The sequence below is a fragment of the Ideonella benzenivorans genome, from assembly GCF_020387415.1.
In the GTDB taxonomy this organism is placed as follows: Bacteria; Pseudomonadota; Gammaproteobacteria; order Burkholderiales; family Burkholderiaceae_C; genus Ideonella; species Ideonella benzenivorans.
Map to the genome: position 1 here is coordinate 419670 of NZ_JAGWCB010000012.1, position 11531 is coordinate 431200.

Sequence of the window (11531 nt, forward strand, 5' to 3'; positions counted from 1 at the left end):
CGCGGGGCCCGACGGTAGACTGAGCCCATGCTGCTCGACACGATCGACACCGCCCGCGATTTCGGGCGGCTGAAGAACATCGCCGGCGTGCTGATCCGGCACGGGCTGGGCGACCTGGTGCGCCGCCTGGGCTTGGCCGACACGCTGGACCGTGCCGGCCACCGCCTGCACTGGGAAGGCGCCGCCGACCTGGCCCGCCTGCCGCCACCGGTGCAGCTGCGCAAGGCGCTGGAGGAGCTGGGGCCCACCTTCGTCAAGCTGGGCCAGATCCTGGCCGGCCGGGCCGACCTGTTGGATGCTGAGTGGATCCACGAGCTGGAGCAACTGCACAGCCAGGTGCCGGCGCTGCCGCTGGACCAACTGCGGCCCCAGCTGGTGCAGGACCTGGGCGGCGAACCCGAGGACGTCTTCGCCAGCTTCGATGTCGAGCCGCTGGCCGCCGCCTCGATCGCCCAGGTGCACCGCGCCACACTGAAGGACGGCACCGAGGTCATCGTCAAGATCCGCCGCCCCGGCATTGAGACCATCATCGAATCCGACCTGCGGCTGCTGGAGCGCTTTGCCGGCGTGGCCGAGAAGCAGATGCCGGCCCTCAAGCCGTATCGGCCGCAGAACCTGGTGCGGGAATTCGGCCGTTCGCTGCGCCGCGAGCTGGACCTGGCCGCCGAGTGCCACAACGCCGAGCGCATCGCCACCAACCTGCTGCCGCTGGGCTTTGTGGTGATCCCCACCGTGCACTGGGAATACACCAGCGCCCGGCTGAACGTGCAAAGCCGCATCCTGGGCGTGCCCGGCACCGATCTGGACCGGGTGGCCCGCGAGGGCATGGACAAGGTGCTGCTGGCCCGGCGCGGCGCCCAGGCGGTGCTGAAGATGATCGTCGAGGACGGCTTCTTCCACGCCGACCCCCACCCCGGCAACGTCTTCTACCTGCCCGAGAACCGGCTGGCCTTCATCGACTTCGGCATGGTGGGGCGGCTGTCGGCCCGCCGACGCGAGGAACTGCTGCAGCTGCTGCTGGGCCTGGTGCAGCGCCGCCCGCAGGCCGTGGCCGATGTGCTGATGGACTGGGCGGGCGCCGACGCCAACGTGCAACTGGTGCAGCTGGAAGCCGAGATCGAGGACTTCGTCGACCAGTACCACGGCACGCCACTGGCCCAGCTGAGCCTGGGCGGGATGCTGTCGGACGTGACGGCCATCCTGCGCGAACACAGCCTGGCCCTGCCCTCGGACTTGGCGCTGCTGATCAAGGCGTTCATTTCGCTGGAAGGCATGGGCCGGGCGCTGGACCCCGAGTTCCACATGGCCGAGGAAGCCCTGCCGCTGCTGCGCCAGGTGGTGCGCGCCCGCTACCAGCCCAAGGCGCTGGCCAGCCGGGGTCTGCAGTCCCTGCAGCGGGTGCTGCAGCTGGCGGAGCAACTGCCCCACGACATCTCGCGCCTGCTGCGGGCGGCCCGGCGCGGCCAGCTCAACATCAACATCGAGGTGCAGTCGCTGCAGCGCGTGGGCGATCAATTGGACCGGGCGGCCAGCCGGCTGTCGGTCGCACTGGTGATCGCCGCGCTGATCATCGGCTCCTCCATCGTCATGACGGTGAACGGCGGCCCGCACCTGCTGGGCCTGCCGGCCTTCGGGCTGATGGGCTTCGTCGGCTCGATCTTCGGCGCGCTCTGGCTGGTGCGCTCCATCATCCGCAGCCGACGCCACCTGGACGAGTGAGTCCGGCCGCCCACTGACGCGCCCGGCATCCGGGTTGGCGCGGACAGGGCTGCCCCCCTCCCCACGCCGTCCCGGCCGAGGTTAGGGTTCGGGATAAGGAGGGTTTGCCCATGTCCCAGGTGTCTCCCCATCCCAGCGCGGCCTACGACCGCCCGGCCATCGCCGCCCCCGCCGGCAGCGTGCCGGCCCTGCGCCCCCTGCCGCTGAGCGCGCCGTTTCGCTGGCTGCTGATGGGCTGGCGCGATTTCAACGAGTGCCCGGCCATCGGTCTGTTCTACGGCACGGCCTTCATGGCGATGGGCTGGCTGCTGCTGTCGGTGTTCCACCATGCGCCGGCCTACACGCTGGCCCTGTCGGCCGGCTTTCTGCTGCTGGGCCCCTGCCTCTGCCTGGGGCTGTACCAGGCCAGCCGGGCCCTGCATCAAGGGGAGACGCCGGACCTGGGCCGCTCACTGCTGGCCTGGGAGACCCGCACCGGACAGCTGGCCATCTTCGGCTTCGTGCTGCTGATCCTGGAGATGCTGTGGGGACGCGCCTCGCTGATCGTCTTCGCCGTCAGCTTCGATGGCATGCCGGACTTCAAGGGCTCGCTGCTGGCCCTGCTGGAGCGGGAAAACCTGGAGTTCGCGCTGACCTATTTGTCAGTGGCCGCGGTGTTCGGCGGGCTGATCTTCTCGGTCAGCGCGGTGTCGATCCCGATGCTGCTCGACCGCGACACCGACGCCGTCACCGCCGGCCTGACCAGCCTGCGCCTGGTGCTGAGCCAGCCGCTGGTCATGCTGCTGTGGGCGCTGCTGCTGATGGTGCTGGTCACGCTGGCCATGCTGCCCTGGTTCGCCGGCCTGTTGGTGGTGGCGCCGGTGCTGGGCCACGCCAGCTGGCATGCCTATCGCGAGGCGGTGCTGCCCGAGGCCGAAGACGACGGCTCGGCCGACCTCGATTGAGCGGAGTCCCCGCCCGCACAGGGCTTGCGGCAAGATGGCGGGATGGATCTGTCCCCCGATGCCCCCTGCCCCTGCGGCCGGCCCGACCGGCAACGCCGCGGTCCCCCCCTGGCCTATGGCGCCTGCTGCGGCCGCTGGCACCACGGCCCGCAGCAGCTGCAGGCCCCAGACGCCGAGAGCCTGATGCGCTCGCGCTACAGCGCCTTTGTGCTGGGTCTGCACGACTACCTGCTGGCCACCTGGCACCCCGACACCCGCCCCGCCACGCTGGACCCGGACGAGCCCGGCCTGCGCTGGCTGGGCCTGGAGGTGCGCCGGCATGTCGCCCAGGATGCGGACCACGCGATGGTGGAGTTCGTCGCCCGCTGCAAGCTGGGCGGGCGCGCCCAGCGCCTGCATGAATGCAGCCGCTTCGTGCGGGACGCCCAAGGCCACTGGCTGTACCTGGACGGCGAGTTCCGCGACTGAATGCCGCCGCCGTCTCCCGTCCCCATCCATCACCAGGACGAACACCTGCTGATCGTCCACAAGCCGGCCGGCCTGCTGGTACACCGCACGGCCCTGGACCGCCACGAGCACGACAGCCTGCTGGACCGCCTGCGCCAGTGGCTGCCGCCTGCGGACGCCGCCGGGCTGGCACCGGCCCACCGGTTGGACAAGGGCACCTCGGGCCTGCTGATCTTCACCCGCCATGCGGAAGCCGCGCGCCAGATGGGGCGGCTGTTCGAGCAGGGACGGGTGCACAAGCGCTATCTGGCCTTGGTGCGGGGCTGGCCAGGGCCCACCGGCGCCTGCGACCACCCCCTGGCGCGCGACCCGGAACGCCCCAGCCAAGGCCAACCGCAACTGCCCGCCCTCACCCACTATCGCCGACTCGCCCGGGTGGAATGGCCGCTGAGTGTCGACCCTCGTTTCCCCACGGCCCGCTACGCGCTGGTGGAAGCCGAGCCGCTGACCGGCCGACGCCACCAGATCCGGCGCCACTTCAAGCACCTGGCCCACCCACTGGTGGGCGACGCCACCCACGGCAAAGGCCCGCACAACCGGGCGGTGGCGGCCTGGACCGGCACGACGCGCCTCTGGCTGCTGGCCCACCACCTGAGCCTGCCGCACCCCATCCACGGGCAGCCGCTCTCGTACCACGCGCAACCCGAGCCCGAGTGGCCCGCGCTGCTGCAGCGCGGCCACTGGCTGGCGGATGACCCCGCCGGGCTGGTCCCGTTGCTCACGCCGGTCGACCACTGAGGCCCGGTCCTCGCCAGGGCGATCGGCCAGTGGGCACTGCTCCCATGGCCGGGCAGCGCGACAATGCGGGCCCGCTCTTCGCAACCGCCAGCGCCCTTGCGCGCACCCGTGCGGCACCCACCCCATTCATGCAAAACGGACTGCTTGCTGCCGCCCTGGCCTATGTCATCTGGGGCCTGTTTCCGCTCTACTTCCACCAGTTGACCCGGCTCGGCGCCTTTGAACTGGTGCTGCACCGCACCGTCTGGGCCCTGTGCTTCCTGTTGTGCGTGCTGGCCTGGCGGCGACAGTGGCGCTGGCTGGGCCAGGCGTTGCGCCAACCCCGGCTGCTGGGGCTGTACGCGGCCAGCGCCGCCCTGCTGTCGGTCAACTGGCTGATCTACGTCTGGGCCGTCAACAACGGCCATGTGCTGGAAGCCAGCCTGGGCTACTTCATCAACCCTCTGGTCAATGTGCTGCTGGGCGTGCTGGTGCTGCGCGAACGCCCACGCCCGCTGCAATGGCTGGCCCTGACTCTGGCCGCCAGCGGTGTGTTGTGGATGGCCTGGCGCACCGGTGCGCCACCCTGGGTGGCGCTGGCCCTGGCGCTGAGCTTCGGCCTCTACGGCCTCATCAAGAAGACGGCTCCACTGGAGGCCTTTGAGGGCCTCACCTTCGAAACCCTGCTGCTGGCCCTGGTGGCAGTGCCACTGCTGATCGGCTGGGACCTGACCGGGCACAGCAGCATGACGGGCGCCCCCGCCTCGCTGTGGGCCTGGCTGCTGCTGGCCGGCCCGCTGACGGCCATCCCCCTGCTGCTGTTCGGCCACGGCGCCCGCCGCATCCCGCTGGGCACCCTGGGCCTGCTGCAGTACATCAGCCCTTCGCTCCAGTTCCTGCTGGGCGTCTGGCTGTTTCATGAACCCCTTCAACCCGACCGCCTGGCCGGCTTCGCGCTGATCTGGCTGGCTCTGCTGCTCTACAGCGGCGAAACCCTCTGGCGCGCCCGCCTGGTCGCCCCGCGCCCTGCATGAGCCGGAGACACAGCCAACGAAACCGTGGTATAGTGATTGGCTTCTGGGGACGTAGCTCAGCTGGGAGAGCGTCGCGTTCGCAATGCGAAGGTCGGGAGTTCGATCCTCCTCGTCTCCACCAAGAACCGCACAGGGGTTGCACCGAAAGGCCGCAACCCCTTGTCGCTTCTAGGATTTGTGCTCTGACAAGCACTTAGGAACCGGTCCCGCTCTGCCCTCGCCCCGAGGACTGTGTAAGAGCACCGTGTAAGCTGGTCGCGTGAATGACTCTGACGTGACCCCTTTTCCTGGCGTGTACCTCCGCGAAGGCAGCACCGTCTACCAGTTCGGAATCCAGGTCCCCACGGACCTGCGAGAACACTTCAAGACCCAATGGGCCGTGCGCAAGTCGCTGGGCACCAAGGACCTCCGCGAGGCCAACGCAAAGGCGAAGGCCCTGCATGCGGAGTGGGAGGAGAAGTTCGGGGCCCTCCGCAGGAGGCAGAACCCGGAGCCCGTCCCCCTGACCCCTGCACTGGTCGCCACCTTCGCCCGTGAGGTGCGCCGCTGGGTGCTGGAGGCGGACGACAACATGCGAGCCTTCCCGAGTGCTGCCAGAGCCCTCCAGGTGGCGCAGCTGGGGAAGCTACGGGCCGAGCTGGAGAAGACCCCCGAGGGGGCCGCGCTGGCCCAAGCCGTGCGCCCCGACCTGTCCGCCTTGACCATCGGAGGACAGGCCGAGCCCTCACCCGCCCCTGATCCCCTGGCCGGTCTCTCTGCCCCCGAAGCCGAGGCCCTGGCACAGTGGAACGCTGCCGGTGTGGCTGCGGCTGCTGTGGACATGGCCCGCCAGAACCTGCGCTCTGTCCTGCCCCTGGCCGAGGGCATCGCCCTGGAGATGGGACTGCGGGTGAACTGGACCAGCCCCGAGGGCGTGCAGGCACTCCGGGAACTCCTCAAGGCGCACCGACAGGCCACAGAGGAGGCCCTGCTGCGAGACCGTGGGGAGGTGATCAACACCCCTGCCGCCGAGCCCTCCACCAGCGCCAGCAGCGGACACCCTCAGGAAGGCACCCAGCAGCCCGCAGGAGGGCCGAACGGGGCCAAGGCAGGACACACCCCCATGGATGCCTTTGAGGCTTGGCAAAGGCGCAAGCCTGGGCGACCGGTCAAGTCCGTGGCGAAGTACCGCGCCACAGCCGAGAAGCTCGCCAAGCTCGCCCGCGTGCCCATCCTGGAGCAGCTAACCCGGGAGGATGGGCGAGCCATCCAGGACAAGCTGATGGCCGAGGCCACCGAGCGTGGGGGCCGGGCGCAAAACACCGCCGCATCGGAGCTGGGCCGCATCAAAACTCTGTTCAATGAGGCCGTGGACCTGGGATGGATTGACCGCAGCCCGATGCCCGCACGAGGCATCGAGAGGATCAAGGCCGACCGCAGGGCCTGGACGAGGGCCGACCTGCCTCGCCTGTTCGATGACCCCCTCTTCACCGACTATGCCGTGCCCAGCGCCTCCATGGCGGGCCTGGACGCTGCCTACTGGCTTCCTCTGCTGGGCCTGTACACCGGGGCCCGGGTGTCCGAGTTGGCGCAACTGCGCACCTCCGACATTGAACACACCGAGGAGGCAGGCTGGGTGCTGCACATCCAGGAGGATCAGGAGGAGGGCCTGCGGGTCAAGAACGCCCACTCAGTGCGGGACGTGCCCATTCACCCCGAACTGGTGCGCCTGGGCTTCGTGGACTACTGGCGGGCCATCGCAGAGCACGGGGCGGGCCCCCTGTGGCCTGCACTGCGCCGCACGGAGTTGAACGGTGCCGGGGGCAAGTTCAGCCAGTGGTTCGGGAAGTACAAGGCCGCCAAGGGCTTCGGCCCTGATCTGGTCTTCCACTCGTTCAGGCACACCGTGGAGACCGAACTGCGGGCCCTGCGAACCCCTAAGTACCTCATCGACGCCATCACCGGCCACGCTGGAAAGACGGTCGCGGACGACTACGCGCACACCACCGTGGGCACCTTGAGGGAGGCTCTGGACCCGCTGGCCTACCCTGGCTTGGAGCTGCCCCGGGTGTTCACTGCGCCCGCCTGGAAGCCCTGAGGGGCCCCAAGGGGCGGCCGAATTTCTGGCCAAAATTTCCGAGGGGGTATCTGATGAGCCCGGGGCCGGAGTTCCCCCCCGTGGGGGTGCCCTTCCTGGTCAACAACGGACGCAAATCCGTGTGGAACGGATGGCTCATCCCTTGAGCTGAAGCTCCCTCGGTTGCAACAGTTGCAGATGGGGGAAGGTCGATGGCACAGGCGAGGATCAAAGGATATCAGGCCCAGCGGTAGACGCATCTCTGCTGATGCGCTGCCCCCTGTTCTGCGGGTGCAATGGGGGCTGTTCAACCCACAGGAAACACCCCTGATGACCACTGCAACCGCTGCCGCTTCCTCCGTGTCCTTCCGCCTCCTGGGTGCCCCCTTGCTGGCCCTGGCCGACCTCTCCGTCCGGGGCATCTGCCGGGCCCTGTCCAAGGTCTCCCGGGTCACCGATGGCGGGGTCTTCCGCTATCCGAACGGGCCCGCCTTCCTGGACTGCTGGCATGAGCGGTCCGAGCTCGGGGGCTCGGTGATCCTGCGCCTGGGACGGGTGGAGGTTTGCGCCGACTACCGGCACCCGGCCTGATAGCAGAGTCCCGCCAAGGCCCGCAGGAGCCTCCAGGCGGGCCTGCAGCAGCGCGGACAGGGCCAACCCACAGGGGCACGCTCTGAGGACCCACAGCTGCCGGACTGCCCCGCCTCGGGAACTGGTTCGATTCGGGTGTACCTCCAAGGACACGGCCCTCCCTGGTTCGATATAGCCAGATTGACAACTCAAAGCGAACCGACATAATACGAACCATCCAAACGGAACCAGTTCGCTATGCCATTCGTCCGCGCCTACCTCCGAGCCAGTACCGAAGACCAGGACGCCTCCCGCGCCCGCAGTGACCTGGAGACCTTCGCCCGTGAGCACCACCTCCAGGTCGCCTCCTGGTACATGGAGAACGAGTCCGGGGCCAAGCTGGAGCGCCCCGAGTTGTTCCGCCTGATCCGGGACGCGAGCCCTGGGGACGTGCTCCTGGTCGAACAGGTGGACCGGCTGTCCCGCCTGAGCACCCAGGATTGGGAGACGCTAAAGGCCAAGCTCCAGGAGAAGCGCTTGCGGGTGGTGGCTCTGGATCTGCCCACAAGCTGGATGGGCGCCAGCGCCAACATGGACGAGACCACCCAGGCGCTCCTGGACGCTGTGAACCGCATGCTCCTGGACATGCTGGCAGCCGTGGCCCGCAAGGACTACCAGGACCGCAGGCGCAGGCAAGCCCAGGGCATCGCCAAGGCCAAGGAGGCCGGGAGCTACAAGGGCCGCAAGGTGGACGCAGAGCGCCACGCCCTCATTGCCGAACTGCTGGATAAGGGGCTCTCCTGGTCCAAGGTGTGCGAGGCCACCAAGGCCAGCCGCTCCACCGTGCTGCGGGTGGTCAACGCCAGGAAGGAAGCCGCACAGGCCGCCTGACCGCCCACCAGCGAGGGCCCGCCAGCTGCCCCCTCCGCCCCTCTTCCAGCGCCTGCCGAGGACCATCCTGGGCAGGCGTTCTCATTTCAACGAAATCGCTTCGCTAAGTGCTTGATACACAAGCAACTCGACCAGCGCGTGCCCATTTATGCAGCAGAAACGCGGCCTAAACCCTGAGTATTGGGGAGAGCCTCCCTCCCCTCCCTCGTTCACACCCTATAGGTATACCTAGAGGACCCCTTGTAGTGGCCCTGTAGGTCCCCTGAAGTTGGCCCGCTGCTGGCTTTCCTGGGCATGACCGAGGACACCCATCCCATTGCAGTCACTGAAGGAGTGAAGCCCATGCACCAGCCCAAGGTGTACCGGCAGCTTGCCTTCCCTGTCCCGGTGTTCGACCGGATCAAGGAGGTCCAGCGCCAGCAGGCCGCACTGAGCGGCCAACACATGACCATCGCCCAGGTGGTCGGTCACATCGTCCAAGCCCACCAGCGCCAGGAATGTCAGGAACGTGTCACCCGTGCTGCCCTCCTACGCTGACCCCATGAGCCCAGACCTCGCACCGATGAGGCGCAAGCAAGCCTTGGCCCTCGGACTGAAGGAGTACACCAGCCCCTTCCGCTGCCTCAAGTGCCACAGCTACCTCCGCAGAACCCGCAGCAATGCCTGCGTGGGTTGCCAGCAGATCCAGCGGCGCAAACGCGAGCTCCTGATCCAGCGAGGCCGGCAAGAGGTGATGGACAAAGCAAGGGCCCAGATCCTGCGGGAAATGGCAGCAGCGGAACGCAGACAGGCCAAGGAGGCCGAGAAGGCACAGAAGGGGGCCGCTCGCCGGGAAGCCAAGGAGGCCGCAGCGCGGGAGCGCAGACGTGCCCAGCGTGAGGCCAGCCGCGCGGAGAAGCTCAGGAGAGCCGCAGAAGCCACCCCGGAGCCCGTGCCTATGGTGTCCCCTCTACCCCATACCCAGGAGGTCCCTGGGGGCCCGGAAGTGCCCCCGTGGGAGGTGGTCACAGCGCCAGCCAAGGAAGGTTGCTCAGTGGAGCAGGCTCCCGCAGCTGGAGCAGAGCCTGTAGACCTGGATGACCTCTGCCCCTGGGACTGAGGGACACCAGCCCGCACAGCAGACCCAGCTCTGCAGATTCACAGGCGGGGTGGTCGGTCAGCACCCAAGGTGCCCCGAGATTGCTTCAAGCGTCCGGGAGCACCTGTTTTCTTGCTGCAGTGCCCGCGCCGGTCTACCACTGCGGGCGGCCACAATTGACCACCCTCCGTAAGCGCAGCGCACCTCATGGCTTTCGCAGACCTACACCCGCGCATCGAGCAAATTCTCGGCAAGCCCATCCCGCCCGAGCATTCCCTCCCCAGCCTGGAGCGCCTTCCACCAGAGGTACTTCGCGATGCAGACTTGCTCCACAAGCATGCCGGAAGCCTTCTGGCGTTCGCCTACTTGTTCCACGTTACGGGGGCTGCGTTCGGCGACGTTAAGGGCTACTGCAACGCCCGAGGGTGGACGACTGGTATCGACGAATAGTCGATGGGCCATGAACGCTCTGACCAACTTCACCACCCCCTTCGCCACCGCCCTGCGTGTCCTGAACCGCGAGGGCCAGCCCTGGTTCATCGCCAAGGACGTCTGCGAGACCCTGGGACTGACAAACGTAACCCGCGCCACGGCCGGGCTCGGGCCCCACGAAAAGGGACTTCAAACTGTGAAGACCCTTGGAGGCCCCCAGATGCTCACTGTGGTCAACGAGTCAGGCTTCTACAAGCTGGTCCTCAAGTCCCGCAAGCCGGAAGCCCGCAAGTTCCAGGACTGGGTGACCGGCGTGGTCCTGCCTGCCATCCGCAAGGACGGGGGCTACATCCTGGGTGAGGAGAAGGTGGCGACCTCCGGCCGATGTATGTTGCCCCTAGCTCAGTGCGTATCTAGACTTGGGCGATGGACCTTCTCATCGGAATCCCCGCGTGGCTGATTGCTTCCGTTGTTGTGGGCGCAGTTGCCGCCTCTAGGGGGCGGAGTGGCTTCGGCTTCTTCCTCATTTCATTCCTGCTCTCCCCGCTTATCGGCTTGCTGGTCCTCCTGCTGGTTCGCAACTATGCAGAGGAGGACCGCCAGTGGAGGGCGAGGCGAGACGCAACGCGTGGGGCTTCGCCACTACAACCTCCGGCCGTGACTACCACCGCGACTGGTGGAGGCTCGACGGGGGCACCTTACGCCACAGGGATGGAACTTCGCATTTCGCAGCTAGAACGGCTTGCCGCTCTTCGTAGTGCCGGAGTACTCAGCGACACCGAGTTTGAGGAACAGAAGCGGCAGCTACTTGGTGGCGAAGCCACTTCAGACTCCCACTCCGAGGCAATGGATGCGGCCGCTTCGGCGCGAAAAACAACCCTCTTCGGACTCTGCCCGACATGCAGGTCCACTATTCAGATGGACGCCACAGTGTGCCCCCGCTGCGGGGCCTCTAAAGCCGCGCGGACGGATTGGGCACCCAGGCCCATATAGCGGCACTGAGCCCATGCCATGAACGTACTGACCACCTTCGCCCAGCCCCTCACCATGTCCAGCCGCGAGATTGCCGAGCTGACCGGGAAGCGCCACGACCACGTTCTCCGTGACATCGACAACCTGCTGGCCGAGTTGGGGGAGACATCTCCCCAACTTTGGGGCCATCTCCCGGACGCTTACGGCCGCCCCCAGCGTGTGGCGTTCCTCCCCAAGGACCTGACGCTGACCCTGGTGGCCGGCTACTCGGCCCCGCTGCGGCACCGCATCGTGTCCCGCTGGCTAGAACTGGAGGAGGCCGCGAAGGGCCCCGCGCTGCCGAACTTCAGCAACCCCGCCGAGGCCTCCCGTGCCTGGGCCCTGGAATTCGAGCGTGCCGAGGAGCAGGCCCGGCTGGTGGTCGAGCACGCCAAGAAGGTCGAGGCCCTGCCCTCACATGATCTGGAAGTAGACGACGTCCCCATCTTGGCCCGGAGTCACCTGGTTCCGATTTATGTCCCCTGAGACCTCCCCTCCGTTCGGATGAATCAGGGTCACCGCAGTGGCCTGCCGGATGAGATCCAGCCGCCCTCCATGCCATCGAACATCCC

At 67.7% G+C, this 11531-nt stretch carries 12 protein-coding genes and 1 tRNA gene; all 13 read left to right on the plus strand.

Going from position 1 to position 11531, the window contains the following annotated elements; translation table 11 throughout:
• Positions 1-27 precede the first annotated feature (27 nt).
• The 13 genes from KGA65_RS14670 (at position 28) to KGA65_RS14730 (ending at position 11445) form a co-directional block, all read left to right on the plus strand.
• On the plus strand, positions 28-1719 hold the full coding sequence (locus KGA65_RS14670; protein WP_225863857.1) for an ABC1 kinase family protein: 1692 nt from the start codon (positions 28-30) through the stop codon (positions 1717-1719).
• 110 nt (positions 1720-1829) lie between these two features.
• Complete coding sequence (locus tag KGA65_RS14675; protein WP_225863858.1) at positions 1830-2663, plus strand: DUF2189 domain-containing protein; 834 nt, start codon at positions 1830-1832, stop codon at positions 2661-2663.
• A gap of 42 nt (positions 2664-2705) precedes the next feature.
• Positions 2706-3131: a YchJ family protein gene (locus tag KGA65_RS14680; protein ID WP_225863859.1), complete on the plus strand. Its 426-nt coding sequence runs from the start codon at positions 2706-2708 to the stop codon at positions 3129-3131.
• On the plus strand, positions 3132-3908 hold the full coding sequence (locus KGA65_RS14685; RefSeq protein WP_225863860.1) for a pseudouridine synthase: 777 nt from the start codon (positions 3132-3134) through the stop codon (positions 3906-3908).
• 128 nt (positions 3909-4036) lie between these two features.
• Positions 4037-4921 (plus strand): EamA family transporter RarD, encoded by an 885-nt coding sequence (rarD, locus tag KGA65_RS14690; RefSeq protein WP_225863861.1) that lies wholly within the window; start codon positions 4037-4039, stop codon positions 4919-4921.
• Between the two features lie 45 nt (positions 4922-4966).
• Positions 4967-5042: transfer RNA gene (locus KGA65_RS14695), tRNA-Ala, on the plus strand.
• 153 nt (positions 5043-5195) lie between these two features.
• Positions 5196-6998, plus strand: a complete 1803-nt coding sequence (locus tag KGA65_RS21080) for a site-specific integrase (RefSeq protein WP_225863862.1) — start codon at positions 5196-5198, stop codon at positions 6996-6998.
• Between the two features lie 309 nt (positions 6999-7307).
• Positions 7308-7568, plus strand: coding sequence for a hypothetical protein (locus KGA65_RS14705; protein WP_225863863.1), 261 nt, complete (start codon positions 7308-7310; stop codon positions 7566-7568).
• 237 nt (positions 7569-7805) lie between these two features.
• Positions 7806-8438, plus strand: coding sequence for a recombinase family protein (locus KGA65_RS14710; RefSeq protein WP_225863864.1), 633 nt, complete (start codon positions 7806-7808; stop codon positions 8436-8438).
• Between the two features lie 342 nt (positions 8439-8780).
• Positions 8781-8975 carry a hypothetical protein gene (locus KGA65_RS14715; RefSeq protein ID WP_225863865.1) on the plus strand — a complete coding sequence of 65 codons (195 nt, stop codon included), beginning with the start codon at positions 8781-8783 and terminating at the stop codon, positions 8973-8975.
• A gap of 1001 nt (positions 8976-9976) precedes the next feature.
• On the plus strand, positions 9977-10408 hold the full coding sequence (locus tag KGA65_RS14720; protein ID WP_225863866.1) for a BRO-N domain-containing protein: 432 nt from the start codon (positions 9977-9979) through the stop codon (positions 10406-10408).
• Positions 10409-10659: 251 nt separating this feature from the next.
• On the plus strand, positions 10660-10941 hold the full coding sequence (locus KGA65_RS21185; RefSeq protein ID WP_225864119.1) for an SHOCT domain-containing protein: 282 nt from the start codon (positions 10660-10662) through the stop codon (positions 10939-10941).
• Between the two features lie 18 nt (positions 10942-10959).
• A complete protein-coding gene (locus tag KGA65_RS14730; protein ID WP_225863867.1) occupies positions 10960-11445 on the plus strand; it encodes a Rha family transcriptional regulator in 486 nt (161 codons plus the stop codon).
• Positions 11446-11531: the final 86 nt, after the last annotated feature.